Here is a 14,770-nt window from a genome sequence, read left to right on the forward strand (position 1 = left end):
GGATGGGGGTATAAGAAATTCTGATGACCGTTATTCACGCAGGCGCGCGCCGGGCCAGGCGCCGCGCGTGCACAGGTCTTCGCTCACTTCGCGCACCAGCTTTCCGATCGCGGCGGCCGCATTCGTGAGCGGGATGTTGCGCGAGGCGCAGAGCGTCACCTGGCGCGTCACCGCCGGGTCGACCACGGGCCAGGCCGCCATCGCCCCGCGTTCGATGTCCGTCAGCAGGGGCGCGACCGGCAGCAGGGTGGCGCCGAGGTCGGCCAGCAGGGCCGAGCGCAGGATGGCCAGCGAGTTGATCTCGAGGACGGCGCCGAGCGCCAGGCCGGCGCTGCTGGCGGCCTGCTCCACCAGCGGCCGGACGCCATGCTGGCGCGCCGGCAGGATCAGGGTGCTGGCCAGGGCCTCGGCCAGGCGCACGTGAGACCCTGTCGGGGCGAAGGGCGAGCCGGCGCGGCAGATGAACATCAGGTCTTCCTCGACCAGGGGCGTGCCGGTGAAGTGGCCGAGCGGGACGTCGTCGAACAGCACCGCCAGGTTCAGGCGCCCGGACTTGAGCTGCTCGGCCAGGCTGCCCGTGATCTCCTCGGTCAGCTGCAGGGTGATTTCCGGGTAGCGCTCGCGCGCCGCGCTCAGGATCGGCAGCGCCAGCGCCCCCGAGATGCTGTGCGGCAGGCCGAGCGAGACGCTGCCGGAAGGGCGGGTGGTCGACTGCACCACCGCCGAACGGGCGTCGGCCACCTGCTTGAGGATGGCCTGGGCATGCTCGTAGAAGATCTTGCCGGCGTCTGTGCTGACGACCCCGTGCGCCGAGCGGTGCAGCAGCTGGGCGCCGAGTTCCTCCTCCAGCTGGCGCAGCTGCTGGGTCAGCGCCGGCTGCGCCACGTGCAGGACCAGGGCGGCGCGCGAGAGCGATCCGTGGTCGACGATGGCAACGAAATAGCGCAGCTGGCGGAATTCCATACTTAGGAGGTGTGTTTGGTAAGCAACAATCTGTGATTATTGGAAATGTAGCGCTTACAGTGTTGCTATACTGCATTTAAATCGGCTGAAGCCGCCATTATCACAGAGCAGAGTAGCAATATGTTAAAGAAGCTTGATTCGTCGCAGCTGAAAGTGGGCATGTTCATTCATGACCTCGATTGCGGCTGGATGGAGCATCCATTCGTGCGCAACCGCTTCGTGCTTACCACGGATGAGGAAATTCACAAGATCCGCAGTGCCAAGATCCGCGGTGTCGTCATCGATGTCAGCAAGGGACTGGACATCGACGATGCGCCGACCCTGGAGCAGGCGGAAGCTGCCACCGAAGCCGAAGTGACCGCGATCGCGACCAGGCCTGTTGTCGTTACCCGCGTCTCGCTGGGCGAGGAACTGCAGCGCGCCGCCAACATCCGCAAGCAGGCCGTCGGCCTGGTGCGCACCGTGATGGCCGACGCGCGCCTGGGCAAGGCGGTCGAGCTGGACAAGGTCAGCCCGGTGGTCGAGGCCGTGACCGAATCCATCCTGCGCAATTCCGGCGCGCTGCTCGGCCTCCTGCGCATCAAGAACAAGGACGACTACACCTTCCTGCATTCGGTCAGCGTGTGCGCGCTGCTGGTGTCCTTCTGCCGCTCGCGCGAGATGGATGAGGACACGATCTACCAGGCGGGCCTGGGCGGGCTGCTGCACGACACCGGCAAGGCGCTGGTGCCGGACGCCATCCTGAACAAGCAGGGGCGCCTGACCGACGAGGAATTCGACATCATCAAGCGCCACCCGCGCGATGGCTACGACATCCTGGTGAAGACCCCGGAGATCGGCCAGATCCCGCTCGACATCACCCTGCACCACCACGAGCGCCGCGACGGCAGCGGCTATCCGGACAAGCAGGCCGAGGGCAGTATCAGTGAGCTGGCGCAGATGGCGGCCATCGTCGACGTCTACGACGCCATCACTTCGGACCGCTGCTACCACAAGGGCATGCCGGCGGCCGAAGCGCTGCGCAAGATCTACGAGTGGAGCAAGTTCCACTTCAACCCGACCCTGGCGCAGGAATTCATGCGCTGCGTCGGCATCTACCCGGTCGGCACCTTGGTGCTGCTGGAATCCGGCCGCCTGGCCGTGGTGATCGAGCCGCACGAGACCAGCCTGCTCACGCCCAAGGTGAACGTCTTCTTCAGCACCAAGAACCAGACCTACATCAAACCCCAGACCCTGGACCTGTCCAAGCCCTTCGGCTTCGGCGGCGGGGACAAGATCGTGCGCCACGAGTCGGCTGAGAAGTGGAAGGTCAACCCGCTGCAGTTCATGAATATCGCCTGAGGGGCGGCTACATTCCTCCGGCGCAGCGCAGGGTCGTCCCGGTCACGTAGGACGCGGCCGGCGACAGCAGCCACAGCACCGCTTCCGCGATTTCCTCCGGTTCCGCCAGCCGTCCCATCGGGATGGCCGGCGCGACCCGCTGTGGGCGCTCCGGTTCGCCGGCCGCGGCGTGGATGCCGGTCAGCGTCGATCCCGGCGCGACGCCGCATACGCGGACGCCTTCCGGCGCCATCTCGCGCGCGAGGCCCAGCGTGAAGGTCTCGACGGCGGCCTTGCTGGCCGCGTAGTGGACGTATTCGCGCGGGCTGCCGGTGCTGGCCGCCACCGACGACAGGTTGACGATCACGCCGCGCGCGCCGATGCGCCGGAAGGCTTCGATCGCGGCGCGGCTGCAGTGCATGACACCATGGACGTTGGTGCGGAACACCGCCTCGATGGTGGCGGGCTCGGTGTCCATGAAGGAGGCGATGCGCCCGGTGATGCCGGCGTTGTTGACCAGCGCGGTGGGCGGGCCGAGTTCCGCTTCGGTGCGCGCGAACAGGCGTGCGACCTCGGCCTGCACGGCGACGTCGGCCTGGATCGCCAGGGCTTGCCCGCCATTGGCGCGGATTGCCGCCACCAGGGCCTGCGCCGCGGCCTCGTCGCTGTGGTAATTGACCGCCACCGCGTAGCCGGCGGCGGCGGCCTGCCTGGCGATGGCGGCGCCGATGCCGCGTCCGGCGCCCGTCAGATCACGACCTTGCCCATTCCCGCCTCCCCGCTGTACGCTCGATCCCACACTATACCCAACAGCGAGGCCCGTGCATGCATCCAACGATCGAATGCTGGTTCGAGTTCGGCAGCAATTACAGCTACCTTTCCCTGATGCGCATCGAAGCGCTGGCCCTGGATGCCGGCGTGGCGCTGCGCTACCGGCCCTTCCTGCTCGGGCCGGTCTTCCGCGAACTCGGCTGGCAGAGTTCCCCCTTCGCCGAGCAGAAAGAGAAGGGCGAGTACGTGTGGCGCGACATGTCCCGGCGCGCCGCGAAGTACGGCATCCCGTTCCGGCGTCCCAGCACCTTCCCGCGCCGCGCGCTGCTGCCGATGCGGGTGGCGCTGGTGGGCGCGGACCAGGCCTGGATGGGGGAATACTGCCGCCGCATCATGCTGCAGAACTGGGCGCACGACCGCGAGATCGACGATGCCGCCGTGGTGCTTGAGGCCTTGCTGGAACTGGTCGACGACCCGCACGCGGTGCTGGCTGCGGCGGGAACGCAGGAGGTGAAGGAAGCGCTGCGTGCGCAGACGGCAAAGGCGCGCGCACTCGGCATCTTCGGTGCGCCGACCTTCATCGTGGGCGGCGAGATGTTCTGGGGCGACGACCGCCTGGAGGACGCGCTCGACTACGCACGGCGCACCTAGCGCCGCGGCTCAGAAGAATTCGGCGGTGTCGTTGGTGGCGATGGTCTGCAGCAGGCCGCCCGCCACCAGCTCGTCGTAGTGGCAGGCGCGGTTGCGGCCGTTGGCCTTGGCGAAGTACAGGGCCTGGTCGGCGTGGCCGAGCGTGACCACCGGCGAATCGGTCGCGCGGATGCTGGTGAAGCCGACGCTCACCGTCACCTGTCCCACTTGCGGGAATTCGTGCGACTCGACATTGCTGCGGAAGCGGTCGATGATCCGGCGCGCATTCTCCAGCGTCGTCGAACGCAGCAGCACCACGAACTCCTCGCCGCCGAAGCGGAACACCCGGTCCTGGGCGCGGAAGGACGACTGGAGCAGGTTGGCGATCAGGATCAGCACCTCGTCGCCGTACAGGTGGCCGAAGCGGTCGTTGACCAGCTTGAAATGGTCGACGTCGACCACGGCCAGCCACTGCTTTTCTTCAAGCCCGTGGTGGCGCCGCTCGGGCTGGCCCGGCAGCAGGGTCTCGGCGTCGCCCGCATGCAGCATGCGCGCCAGCTGGTCGTCGAAGGTCTTGCGGTTGAGCAGGCCCGTGAGCGAGTCGCGTTCGCTGTAGTCGAGCAGGTTCTGGAAATTGCGGTAGACGCTGACGATCCCGCTGACCATGTGGACCGTGTCGGCGTTGAAGCCCTGTGCGTGGGTGATCTCGAGACAGGCGCTGGCCTTGTCGCCGAACCAGATTGGCAGCCACAGGCGGCGCAGGCCGTCGCTGCCCACGCCTTCCGCGCGCGAAGCGTGGTGGTCGAGGCTCCAGGCCAGTTCGGGAAAGGCGGCGATCGGCTCGCCCGGGCTGCTGTCCTGCGGCTCTTCGGGGCAGGCCACGCCGCCGGCGCGGATGCAGGCGCGCGAACGTACGAAACGCTGGCCGCAGACCGTGGTGATCGCCAGCACCCGGGTTTGCGCGGCGCCCGACAGTTCCTGTACCGCCGAAACCACGGAAATGTCCAGCATCGTGTGATCGCGGTGGCCAGTCATGTCCACCATGTGTCTCAGCAGGGAATCCATGTCGTTTACAGAAACAAAGTCAAGCAAAAGCACGGCTCGTCGGTACCACGGGCTTGCCGCTTTTTTGAGCGGCAAAAGAGACAGCATAAATTGTTTTTGTATTGTAGGCAACTATTCTTGACAATATTTATCGTTCCTATGCGGCATTGTTGGAATGGAGCCGTATTCCTTTGTGCCGGCACAACCCATATGGGTGAAAAGCATTTCCACACGGCAAAACTTGCCCAACATCAACTTGCCGTGTGGAACTAATCGGTACAGTGAACTCACTGACAGACGCAGTCGAAAGCAGCACAACGTGGGCCCCGTCTGTCAGTAAGTCCCTCAACCACCATAAGGAGTTCGTCATGAGCACCATTACCTCCGCGATCAAGACCTTCATTGCTGATGAAGACGGTGTGACGGCCATCGAGTACGGCCTGATTGCTGCCCTGATCGGCGTCGTGATGGCAAGTGTGGCAGGCGATGTCGGTACGAAGATCAAGGATGCGTTTACCTACATCAAGGATCAGTTCGCCGACGTTCCGTCCGCGCCCTAAGCGCCCGTGCCCCCCGCGGCGCTGTCAGGCCCCGGGGGGCTTTTTTTTTTGGAGCGGATCATGGTTGTCGCACCCTATCTCGATACCCTGTTGCTACTGCTGGCCGCCGCTGCCGCGATCAACGACCTGGCCAGCCGCCGTATCCCGAATCTCCTGCTCCTGTGCGGCCTGGCCTGCGCACTGGTACTGCATGCGCTCTCGCCCAATCCCGGCGAAGCCCTGCTTTTCAGCCTGGGCGGCTTTGCTGCCGGCCTGCTGATCTTCCTTCCCTTTTACATGATGCGCGGCATGGCTGCCGGCGACGTCAAGATGATGGCCACGGTCGGCGCCTTCACTGGACCGGCCACCGCCTTTCATATCGCCATCGTGGCCTGGTGCGCCGGCGGCGCCATGGCGATCGCGATCATCGTCTTCCGCGGCCGCTTGCTGCTGGCCTTGAGAAACCTCTGGCACATTGCCCGCGGCCTCTGGCTGCGTATTCCGGCAGGCAGCGCAGCCAAGAGCGAGAGTGCCGGTTCGATGCCCTACGGCGTGGCGATCGCCGCCGGCACGATCTATGTGCTGGCCATGCGCTACAGCTGAAAACCTGCCTCTTCTTGCAAGCTTTTTGCGTGCTGTTTGCGCCTGTTTCATACCTGTTCCGCACCGGCTTGCACGCCGGATTCAACGATCCCCCTTCCTTGCTGGGCGTCAAACGGGGGGGAGGGGGTGGTGGCTAGAATCAATTTAACAAATGTAAGAAATATCCGTATCCAGCAGGAGGTTTCTTTATGGAAGCATTGTCAACATCTCCGCCGCTCACCGCTTGCGCGAGCACGCCGGGGATCGGGATCGACGTCGAACCGGTGCTGCCGCGACAGGCGCGCACGGTGCGCGACACGGGTCTCGAACCGCGCTTCGTCACCGCGCTGGTGCTCAAGACCATGCATGCGAGCGGCAAGATGGCGCTGTCGATGTTGACCGGACGCCTGCGGCTGTCGGTCGGCGTGGTGCGCGAGGTGTTGCAAGGCCTGGTCGCCGAGCAGCAGGTCGAAGTCGCCTGGTCCGGCGACAGCGACATCGACGTGCACTACCAGCTCACCGCCTTCGGCCAGCGCGCCGCTGCCGAACACCTGCTCGAATCGCGCTACATCGGTCCGGCCCCGGTCACCCTGGAGGCCTGGCGCGCCGTGGTCGAGGGCCAGTCGCTGCGCCAGCCCGATGCTCCCCGCGTCACCCCCGCCGAGCTGCAGGCCCTGCTGCTTGATGACGGGATCGAGCCGGCACTGCGCGAGCTGCTGGGGGCGGCCCTGCATTCGCGGCGTCCGCTGATGCTGTACGGCCCCTCTGGCGGCGGCAAGACCACCCTCGCGCGCAAGCTGGCGCGCCTGCGCCAGGATCCGATCGCCGTGCCTTACGCGGTGCTGGTCAAGAACGAGATCGTGCAGGTCTACGACCCGGCCCTGCATCCGGCGCCCCTGCAGGCGCGCGCGATGGAAGACCGGCGCAGCTGCGATGCGCGCTGGGCGCTGTGCCGGCGCCCGCTGGTCCACGTCGGCGCCGAGCTGTCACGCGACATGCTGGAACTGCGCCTGGACGCGGCCGGCGGCCTGCTGCGCGCCCCTTCGCACCTGCTGGCCAATAACGGCCTCCTGATACTGGACGATCTCGGCCGCCAGCGCGTGCCGGCCGCCGAGGTCCTGCACCGCTGGCTCGGCGCGCTGGAACGCGGCGTGGATCACGTGGCGGTGCCGAACGGGGCCAGCCACGCGCTGCCCTTCGACGTATCGCTGGTGCTGGCCACCAGCCTGGCGCCGGAGGCGGTGCTGGACGAATCCTGCCTGCGCCGCATCGGCTACCGGATTCCGGTCGGCCCGCTGTCCGAACAGGGCTACCGCGCGCTGGTACGGCGCCAGTGCCGGTTGCGCGGCATCGAGCCGAGCGAGGACGCGATCGATTACCTGATCCACGAGCTGCACCGCCGCACCCGGCGCGCGCTGCTGGTCGCCTGGCCGCACGAGCTCCTCGGCCGCATCGTCGATTTCGCCGGCTTCGCCGGCCAGGTTCCGCGCCTCGACTGCCCCAGCCTGGCCCGCGCCTGGAGCAGCCTGTTCTCGAACGACGCCGGAACTGAAGCGGGCGAACTCCTTTCGACACCAATGCCCGCGTCCAGCGAGCCGGGAGATACTCCATGAAGAACAAGCGTGCCGTGATCGTGATGACGCTCGCGATCCTGTTCGGCCTGGCCGCCGTGGTGCTGGCCTCGAACTGGCTCTTGAGGCAACCGGCGGCCACCAGCGGGCGCATCGTGGTGGCCGCCACCGACATCAATATCGGCCAGCGGCTCACCCCCGAGATGCTCAAGCTGGTCGAGTGGCCGGCCCACAGCGTGCCGAAAGGCGCCTTCGACGATCCGCAGAAACTCGGCGGTCGCGTGCTCAAGACCAGTATCCAGTCGGGCGAACCGCTGAGCGAAGCCAAGCTGGCGCCAAGCGGGACCCTGGGCGGCCTGTCGGCCCTGATCACCGAAGGCAAGCGCGCCATCACCGTGCGGGTGAACGACGTGATCGGCGTGGCCGGCTTCGCGCTGCCCGGCAACTACGTCGACATCATCGTCAGCACCGAGACCGAGCCGCCGCTGCAGGGCGAACAGCCGCGCCAGCAAAGTATTTCGAAGATCGTGCTGGAGCGGATCCTGGTGCTGGCGGTGGCGCAGGAAGTCAACCGCGACGAGACCAAGCCGAAGGTGGTCAATGCGGTGACGCTGGAAGTCACGCCGGAACAGGCCGAGCAGCTGGACCTGGCGCGCAGCGTCGGCACCCTGTCGCTGGCCTTGCGCAACCAGGTCGACCCGGCCGCCGCCGCGACCCTCGGCGCGACCAAGCAGAACCTGCTGCCGCCGCCGGCCCCGCCGCTGCGGCCGGTGGCGCTGCCGGTGCAGCGTCCGCGCACCCAGGTCCCGCGGCCAGCAGCAAGCCCCGCACCACGCAACTGCGTCAAGGTCATCAACGGCCTGCACACCTCGCAGGAATGCTTCTGACCTCACTACCGGGATGGATGCCATGAACAGACGTTTCTTCTTCGCACCGCTGGCCGTCGGCCTGGCCTTGGGCGCACCCCAATCCGCGGCGGCGGCCGACAATGCCGTCCCCGCGGTTGCCCCCGCCGCTGCACCCGCCAAGGCGCCGCTGCAGGCCCGGTCCGCGGCCCCCGCCAGGCCGAAGGCCGCCGGCGCGAAGGCGGCAGGCCCGGCGCCGGATGCGCGTCCGCTTGCTGCCGGCTGCAGCGGAGAGGCCGCGCGCCCGGCCGCCCTGAACCTCAATATGGGCAAGTCGACCATGCTGCGCCTGCCGGAAAAGGTGGTCCACCGCAGCGTGGGCAACCCCTCCATCGTGCAGGCCATGCTGGTGGCGCCGGACACGCTGTACATCGCGGGCGTCGACGTCGGCACCACCAATATGATCGTGCAGGGCAGGAGCGGCCTGTGCAGCGTGGTCGACATCGTGGTCGCGATGGACCCGGCCGCCCTCCAGGCAACACTCGGCACCGCCATGCCGGACGAGAAGGACATCCGGGTGCTCGCTGCCGCCGACTCCCTGGTCCTGACGGGCACCGTCAGCGATGCCGGCGCGATCGCCCGCGCGGTCGAGCTGGCCACCGCCTACGTGCGGCGCCCGGTGCGCCAGCTACCGTCCGCGGACAAGAACAACGAGACCGACGGTGTGATCCCGCTCGCCGGCACCGGCGCCAACAGTCTCGCCGGCGGCGGCGCCGGCGCGGCGGCCACCCGCGTGGTGAACATGCTGAACGTCAGCGCGCCGCAGCAGGTGCAGCTCGAAGTCAAGATCGCCGAGGTGTCCAAGACCCTGCTCGAGCGGCTCGAGACCGATACCGTCTTCCGCTTCGGTTCCGGCAGCTGGACCACCCGGCTGGTGTCGAACTTCCTGACCGGCCGGGCCCAGGGCGGCCTGCGCTTCGACAAGGACAACGGCAACCGCCTGGTGGGCGAGGCCGACAAGCAGGACGGCCTGGTGCGCGTGCTGGCCGAGCCGAATGTGCTGGCCATCAGCGGCCAGGAAGGCAGCTTCCTGGCGGGCGGCAAGTTCTTCATCCCCGTCGCCCAGGACAACAACAAGATCACGCTCGAGGAAAAGGAATTCGGCGTGGGCCTGCGCTTCACCCCGACCGTGCTGGCCGGCGGGCGCATCAACCTGAAGGTGGCGCCGGAAGTATCGGAGCTCTCGCGCGAAGGGGTGGGCGTGTCGGCGGTCGGCATCACCGGCAATGCGATCCTGCCCCTGGTGACCACGCGCCGCGCCAGCACCACCGTGCAGCTCTACGACGGCCAGAGCTTTGCCATCGGCGGCCTGGTGAAGAACAACCTGGTGGCCAACCTGAAAGGCCTGCCGATGCTGGGTGAAGTGCCCGTGCTGGGCGCCCTGTTCCGCAGCACCGACTACCAGCAGGACCGCACCGAACTGGTGTTCTTGATCACGGCGCGCCTGGTCAAGCCGATCGCCGGAAGCGGCTACGAGCTGCCGACCGACAAGGTCGGCATCCCCTCGCGCGCCGGCGTGCTGCTTGGCGGGCGCCTGGAGGGAGAGGCGCCGGCCACGAGCACGGCCGCCGCTTCCACGCCGCCGGTTGCCCCACCCGCCGCCCAGACCGCCGGCGGCTTCGAACTCAAATAGGAGCCAGCGTGAACACCGCGAAACGCTTCATCGCCCCGCTTTTGCTGACCGGCTTGCTCGCCGGATGCGCGAACTCGACCCCGCGCTGGGACGCGCAGTTCGGCGCTTCCACCCGCGCCAACCTGGCCGCCCAGGTGCTGGACCCGGCCGCAAGCCGCAACCCCAATCCCGCCATCGGGGTCGACGGCCGCGCCGCCAAGGGAGCGCACGACCGCTACCAGCGCAGCTTCGCGCAGCCGGAAAGCGCGCCGCCTCCCTTGATCATCAACACCGACGCGCGCTGAGCCGCCTTTAACCCTAGCGACCGCCACTAGACCCGCCATGAAAGCGCTCCTCATCAGCCGCGACAGCCAGTTGTACGCGGAAATCGCCTCCCAGGGGGCGGCGCGCGTGCCGCCGCTGAACCTCGGGGCCGTACGCGCCAGCCTGCGCGAGGCGCTCGACCGGCCGGAAAGCGACGCTCCCCAGCTCGTGATCGTCGACGCCACCGAGACCGAACCGTCGGAAGCCGCCTTGCTCGAGCGGCTCGGACGCCAGTATCCGGAAGCCCACCTGATGCTGCTGCTGGAGAAGCACCAGCCCGAGCTCCTGATCCACGCGATGCGCGCCGGCGTGCGCGAAGTGCTGCAGCTGCCGCTGGTGCACCGCGCTTTCCACGAATCGATGGACCGCATCTCGGCCGCCGCCGGCGTATCCAATCTGCGCGACGGCAAGGTGCTGGCCTTCATTGCCTGCAAGGGCGGCAGCGGGGCCACCTTCATCTCGACCAATTTCGGCTACGCCCTGGCCACCCTGGCCGCCAAGAAGGTCCTCCTGATCGACCTGCACGGCCAGTTCGGCGACGCTGCGCTCTATGTGTCCGACCAGAAGCCGGCCATGACCCTGTCCGACGTCTGCGCCCAGATCGCGCGCGTGGATGGGCCTTTTCTCGATTCCTGCGTGGTGCACGTCACGCCCGGCTTCGGGGTGCTGGCCGCGGCCGACGACGCGGCCCATGCGAAAGAGGCCAAGCCGGAGCACATCGACACCATCCTGCGCGTGGCGCGCCAGCACTACGACTACGTGCTGCTCGACGTCGGCCGCCAGATCGACGCCGTGTCGCTGCGCGCGCTCGACGTCACCGACACCATCTATCCGGTGCTGCAGCTGGCCCTGCCCGACATCCGCGACGCCCGGCGCCTGCTCGACATCTTCCGCTCGCTCGGCTACGTGCTGGACCACATCCGCCTGATCGTCAACCGCTACGAAAAGGGCGGCAAGCTGCGCCTGCAGGACCTGCACGCGGCCCTGGGCTGCGAAGTCGTGCACACCTTCCCCAACGACTACGTCGCCGTCACGGACTCGGTCAACCAGGGCGTCCCGGTGCTGCAGCTGTCGCGCTCGAGCGCGGCCGCGCGCAGCCTGGTCGACATGGTCGAACTGGTGACCACCCGGCGCGCGCCGGAAAGCCGCGGCCTGTTCGACCGCCTGTTCGGACGCGACGACTGAACGCCAAAGGAGAATCCCATGTCCCTGCGCGAACGCCTCTCCAGCACCACCCCGGAACGCCCCAGCGGCGCGGTGCCGCCGGAAGCGGCCAACCAGGCCTACCAGGAACTCAAGAAGCTGATGCACCAGATGATCCTGGACCGCATCGACCTCGAACGCCTGAAGCGCCTCACCGCCGAGCAGTTCAAGCACGAGCTGGCGCTGCTGGTCCAGCGCATCATCGAGGATGAGCGCATCGTGCTGAACCAGCACGAACGCCACCACCTGGTGCTCGACATCCAGCACGAGATGCTCGGCTTCGGCCCACTCGAGCCCCTGCTGAACGACCCGACCGTGTCCGACATCCTGGTCAACACCGCCAGCAAGGTTTACGTCGAACGGCGCGGCAAGCTCGAACTCACCGACATCACCTTCCACGACAACGCCCACCTGATGAAGATCATCGAGAAGATCGTCTCGCGCGTGGGCCGCCGCGTGGACGAATCGAGCCCGATGGTCGACGCGCGCCTGCCCGATGGTTCGCGCGTGAATGCGATCATCCCGCCGCTGGCGGTGGACGGGCCGCTGCTGTCGATCCGCCGTTTCGGCGCGACCCCGCTGACGGTGCAGAACCTGCTCGACTATAAAAGCCTGACCCCGCCCATGATCCGGGTGCTGGAAAGCCTGGGCAGGGCCAAGGTCAACATCCTGATCTCGGGCGGCACCGGCAGCGGCAAGACCACCTTGCTGAACCTGATCTCCGGCTTCATCCCGCCCACCGAACGCATCGTCACCATCGAGGACGCGGCCGAGCTGCAGCTGCGCCAGCCCCACGTGGTGCGCCTCGAGACCCGGCCGCCGAACATCGAAGGCAAGGGCGAGGTCACCCAGCGCGCCCTGGTTCGCAACGCGCTGCGCATGCGCCCCGACCGCATCATCCTGGGCGAGGTGCGCGGCGCCGAGGCGCTCGACATGCTGCAGGCGATGAACACCGGCCACGAAGGTTCGCTCGCGACCATCCACTCGAACACCCCGCGCGACGCGCTCTCGCGCCTGGAGAACATGGTCAGCATGGCTGGCGTGAACCTGACCGCGCGCGCGATCCGCCAGCAGATCGTGTCGGCGGTGACGGTGGTGGTGCAGGTCTCGCGCCTGACCGACGGCACCCGCAAGCTGGTCAGCCTGCAGGAAATCACCGGCATGGAGGGAGAGATCATCTCGATGCAGGAGATCTTCCGCTTCGAGCAGAGCGGGGTGGAACAGGACGGCAAGGTGAAGGGGCGCTTCAGCGCCACCGGCGTGCGGCCGCGCTTCGCCGACCGCCTGCGCATGTACGGCGTGCCGGTGCCGGAAGACAGCTTCGATCCGGACCGCATCTTCGACTAGGGATAGGTACAGAGTATGGACGCGCTGTTCTACGCATTCGTGGTGTTCCTGTTCGCCGCCGCGGTCCTCGGCATCGAGGGCGCCTACCTGTGGTGGGTGGGCAAGCACGGCGCCGCGGCGCGCCGGATCGCGCGCCGGCTGCAGGTCATGTCCGGCTCGCCGGGACGCAGCGGCGAACGGATCTCGATCCTCAAGCAGCGTCCCTACAGCCGCAACGCCGCTTTCGACCGGGTCCTGCACCGCATCGCGCTGGCGCACCGGATCGACGCACTGCTGGTGCAGGCCGGCGCCGCCCAGACGGTTGGCCAGTTCCTCGCCGTTTCAAGCGGTTGCATGGTTGCCGCGGTGCTGGTCTCGCTCGCCTGGCCGCTGCCGGTTCCCGTGCGGCTGCTGGTGGCGGTGCTGGGCTTGTCCCTGCCCTGGATCCTGCTGCGGCGCGCGCGCCAGCGGCGCCTGGTGCGCATCGAGCAGCAGTTGCCCGACGCCGCCGATTTCATCGCCCGCGCGCTGCGCGCCGGCCACTCCTTCAGCAATGTGCTGCAAATCGTCGGCAACGAGCTGCCCGAGCCGCTCAGCGGCGAGTTCCGCACCGCGCGCGAAGAGATCAACTACGGCGTGCCGATGAACGAGGCGCTGCACGGCATGGCCGCGCGCATTCCCCTGACCGACCTGCGCTACCTGATCATCGCGGTGCTGATCCAGCGCGAATCGGGCGGCAACCTGGCCGAGATCCTGGGGAATATCAGCGGCATCATCCGCGCCCGCCTGAAGCTGGTGGCGCACGTGCGCGTGCTGTCCGCCGAAGGCCGCATGTCGGCCGTGATCCTCACCGCGCTGCCCTTCGCCGTGCTGGGCGTGATGCTCGTCTCGAATCCGCAGTACGTCAGCCTGCTGTGGACCGAGCCGAAAGGCCAGCGCATGCTCTGGTACAGCGTGGGCATGCTGGTGGTCGGCGTGATCTGGCTGCGCAAGATCATCCGTATCCGTATCTGAATCCGAGGTGACCATGACGTCTTCCCAGCTGATCTTCCTGCTCGTCGTCCTGTGCGTGGTCTGCGGACTGGCCTGGCTCGGCCTGGTCCTGTTCGCGCCGCTGGCCCTGCGCGAGCGCCTGCGCCACTTCCTCGGCGCCGCCGAGCCGAGCCAGCTGGACGCGGGCAACGGCTGGGTCGAGCGCGTCGCCAGCGCCGCCAAGCCCCTGACCCGCCTGTCGATCCCGGAAGAAGGCTGGGAAAAATCGACACTGCGCACCCGCTTCATGAATGCCGGCTGGCGCAACCCGGCGGCGCCGACCCTGTATTTCGCCTCCAAGACCGGACTGGCCCTGCTGCTGCCGGCCCTCGGCGCACCCGTGCTCGTAATGTATGCGGCCAGGATCGACGGCGGCCGCATACTGGCCCTGCTGCTGGCGGCGGCCTCGATCGGCTACTACCTGCCGAACATCGTGCTGGAGCGCATCGTGCAACGGCGCCGGCGCGAAATCTTCGAGACGATTCCCGATGCCCTCGACCTGCTGACGGTCTGCGTCGAGGCCGGGCTGAGCCTGGAACGCGCGCTGGTGAAGGTGGCCAATGAAATCCATATCAAGAGCGCGGTGCTGGCCCAGGAGCTGCAACTGGTGCTGATGGAGATGCGCGCCGGCTTCAGCAAGGAGAAGGCGCTGCGCAACTTCGCCCTGCGCTCGGGCGTGGAAGACGTCGACACGCTGGTGGCCATGCTGATCCAGTCCGAGCGCTTCGGCACCAGCGTCGGCGACTCGCTGCGCGTGCAGTCCGACAACCTGCGCCACAAGCGGCGCATCCTGGCCGAGGAGCGCGCGGCCAAGATCGGCCTGAAACTGCTGTTCCCCCTGATCTTCTGCATTTTTCCCCTGCTGCTGACGGTGCTGCTCGGTCCCGCCGCGATCCAGATCTCGCGGACCCTGGGCGCGCTGCCCGGCGCCCGCTGACATCCTGGAGC

General features: G+C 67.5%; 15 protein-coding genes. 12 read left to right on the forward strand and 3 right to left on the reverse strand.

Going from position 1 to position 14,770, the window contains the following annotated elements; genetic code table 11:
* Nucleotides 1-30: 30 nt before the first annotated feature.
* Nucleotides 31-963: a LysR substrate-binding domain-containing protein gene (locus ACQ7JA_RS12955; protein WP_430898276.1), complete on the reverse strand. Its 933-nt coding sequence runs from the start codon at nt 961-963 to the stop codon at nt 31-33.
* A 120-nt stretch (nt 964-1,083) separates the two neighbouring features.
* Here ACQ7JA_RS12955 and ACQ7JA_RS12960 point away from each other — a divergent pair, with 120 nt between their 5' ends.
* Complete coding sequence (locus tag ACQ7JA_RS12960) at nt 1,084-2,304, forward strand: HD-GYP domain-containing protein (protein ID WP_430898278.1); 1,221 nt, start codon at nt 1,084-1,086, stop codon at nt 2,302-2,304.
* 7 nt (nt 2,305-2,311) lie between these two features.
* Here ACQ7JA_RS12960 and ACQ7JA_RS12965 read toward each other — a convergent pair whose 3' ends face one another.
* A complete protein-coding gene (locus ACQ7JA_RS12965; protein ID WP_430898280.1) occupies nt 2,312-3,082 on the reverse strand; it encodes an SDR family oxidoreductase in 771 nt (256 codons plus the stop codon).
* Nucleotides 3,083-3,108: 26 nt separating this feature from the next.
* Between ACQ7JA_RS12965 and ACQ7JA_RS12970 the strand changes: the two genes are divergently transcribed.
* A complete protein-coding gene (locus ACQ7JA_RS12970) occupies nt 3,109-3,705 on the forward strand; it encodes a 2-hydroxychromene-2-carboxylate isomerase (RefSeq protein WP_430898282.1) in 597 nt (198 codons plus the stop codon).
* A 9-nt stretch (nt 3,706-3,714) separates the two neighbouring features.
* On the opposite strand, the gene ACQ7JA_RS12975 is transcribed toward ACQ7JA_RS12970, so the two are convergent.
* A complete protein-coding gene (locus ACQ7JA_RS12975; RefSeq protein ID WP_430898284.1) occupies nt 3,715-4,749 on the reverse strand; it encodes a GGDEF domain-containing protein in 1,035 nt (344 codons plus the stop codon).
* A gap of 347 nt (nt 4,750-5,096) precedes the next feature.
* Here ACQ7JA_RS12975 and ACQ7JA_RS12980 point away from each other — a divergent pair, with 347 nt between their 5' ends.
* The 10 genes from ACQ7JA_RS12980 to ACQ7JA_RS13025 all read left to right on the forward strand — a co-directional run bounded on the left by ACQ7JA_RS12980 (nt 5,097) and on the right by ACQ7JA_RS13025 (nt 14,759).
* On the forward strand, nt 5,097-5,288 hold the full coding sequence (locus ACQ7JA_RS12980; RefSeq protein WP_430898286.1) for a Flp family type IVb pilin: 192 nt from the start codon (nt 5,097-5,099) through the stop codon (nt 5,286-5,288).
* Nucleotides 5,289-5,348: 60 nt separating this feature from the next.
* Complete coding sequence (locus ACQ7JA_RS12985; protein WP_430898288.1) at nt 5,349-5,870, forward strand: A24 family peptidase; 522 nt, start codon at nt 5,349-5,351, stop codon at nt 5,868-5,870.
* 188 nt (nt 5,871-6,058) lie between these two features.
* Nucleotides 6,059-7,462: an ATP-binding protein gene (locus tag ACQ7JA_RS12990; RefSeq protein WP_430898290.1), complete on the forward strand. Its 1,404-nt coding sequence runs from the start codon at nt 6,059-6,061 to the stop codon at nt 7,460-7,462.
* Entirely contained in the window at nt 7,459-8,307 is an 849-nt protein-coding gene (cpaB, locus tag ACQ7JA_RS12995) for a Flp pilus assembly protein CpaB (protein WP_430898292.1), read from the forward strand. The genes ACQ7JA_RS12990 and cpaB overlap by 4 nt, the downstream gene beginning before the upstream one ends.
* A 22-nt stretch (nt 8,308-8,329) precedes the next feature.
* Nucleotides 8,330-9,958 carry a type II and III secretion system protein family protein gene (locus ACQ7JA_RS13000; protein WP_430898294.1) on the forward strand — a complete coding sequence of 543 codons (1,629 nt, stop codon included), beginning with the start codon at nt 8,330-8,332 and terminating at the stop codon, nt 9,956-9,958.
* An 8-nt stretch (nt 9,959-9,966) separates the two neighbouring features.
* Nucleotides 9,967-10,242 (forward strand): hypothetical protein, encoded by a 276-nt coding sequence (locus ACQ7JA_RS13005; protein WP_430898296.1) that lies wholly within the window; start codon nt 9,967-9,969, stop codon nt 10,240-10,242.
* 37 nt (nt 10,243-10,279) lie between these two features.
* Entirely contained in the window at nt 10,280-11,446 is a 1,167-nt protein-coding gene (locus tag ACQ7JA_RS13010; RefSeq protein WP_430898298.1) for an AAA family ATPase, read from the forward strand.
* 18 nt (nt 11,447-11,464) lie between these two features.
* The gene (locus ACQ7JA_RS13015; protein ID WP_430898300.1) at nt 11,465-12,811 is read left to right on the forward strand and encodes a CpaF family protein; all 1,347 of its coding nucleotides are present in this window, start codon (nt 11,465-11,467) and stop codon (nt 12,809-12,811) included.
* 15 nt (nt 12,812-12,826) lie between these two features.
* Nucleotides 12,827-13,804 carry a type II secretion system F family protein gene (locus ACQ7JA_RS13020; RefSeq protein ID WP_430898302.1) on the forward strand — a complete coding sequence of 326 codons (978 nt, stop codon included), beginning with the start codon at nt 12,827-12,829 and terminating at the stop codon, nt 13,802-13,804.
* A 13-nt stretch (nt 13,805-13,817) separates the two neighbouring features.
* Entirely contained in the window at nt 13,818-14,759 is a 942-nt protein-coding gene (locus ACQ7JA_RS13025) for a type II secretion system F family protein (RefSeq protein ID WP_430898304.1), read from the forward strand.
* The last annotated feature ends 11 nt before the right edge of the window (nt 14,760-14,770 follow it).

It is taken from the genome of Massilia sp. BKSP1R2A-1 (assembly GCF_050586525.1).
Classification (GTDB): Bacteria; Pseudomonadota; Gammaproteobacteria; order Burkholderiales; family Burkholderiaceae_D; genus Telluria.

What these genes read in the sequence shown, in the direction of transcription:
- ACQ7JA_RS13000 (WP_430898294.1), top strand. Translation starts at nt 8,330, where the DNA reads ATGAACAGACGTTTCTTCTTCGCACCGCTGGCCGTCGGCCTGGCCTTG.
- ACQ7JA_RS13025 (WP_430898304.1), top strand. Translation starts at nt 13,818, where the DNA reads ATGACGTCTTCCCAGCTGATCTTCCTGCTCGTCGTCCTGTGCGTGGTC.
- ACQ7JA_RS12990 (WP_430898290.1), top strand. Translation starts at nt 6,059, where the DNA reads ATGGAAGCATTGTCAACATCTCCGCCGCTCACCGCTTGCGCGAGCACG.
- ACQ7JA_RS13010 (WP_430898298.1), top strand. Translation starts at nt 10,280, where the DNA reads ATGAAAGCGCTCCTCATCAGCCGCGACAGCCAGTTGTACGCGGAAATC.
- ACQ7JA_RS12975 (WP_430898284.1), bottom strand. Translation starts at nt 4,749, where the DNA reads ATGGATTCCCTGCTGAGACACATGGTGGACATGACTGGCCACCGCGAT.
- ACQ7JA_RS12980 (WP_430898286.1), top strand. Translation starts at nt 5,097, where the DNA reads ATGAGCACCATTACCTCCGCGATCAAGACCTTCATTGCTGATGAAGAC.
- ACQ7JA_RS13020 (WP_430898302.1), top strand. Translation starts at nt 12,827, where the DNA reads ATGGACGCGCTGTTCTACGCATTCGTGGTGTTCCTGTTCGCCGCCGCG.
- ACQ7JA_RS12985 (WP_430898288.1), top strand. Translation starts at nt 5,349, where the DNA reads ATGGTTGTCGCACCCTATCTCGATACCCTGTTGCTACTGCTGGCCGCC.
- ACQ7JA_RS12970 (WP_430898282.1), top strand. Translation starts at nt 3,109, where the DNA reads ATGCATCCAACGATCGAATGCTGGTTCGAGTTCGGCAGCAATTACAGC.
- cpaB (WP_430898292.1), top strand. Translation starts at nt 7,459, where the DNA reads ATGAAGAACAAGCGTGCCGTGATCGTGATGACGCTCGCGATCCTGTTC.
- ACQ7JA_RS12955 (WP_430898276.1), bottom strand. Translation starts at nt 963, where the DNA reads ATGGAATTCCGCCAGCTGCGCTATTTCGTTGCCATCGTCGACCACGGA.
- ACQ7JA_RS12960 (WP_430898278.1), top strand. Translation starts at nt 1,084, where the DNA reads ATGTTAAAGAAGCTTGATTCGTCGCAGCTGAAAGTGGGCATGTTCATT.
- ACQ7JA_RS13015 (WP_430898300.1), top strand. Translation starts at nt 11,465, where the DNA reads ATGTCCCTGCGCGAACGCCTCTCCAGCACCACCCCGGAACGCCCCAGC.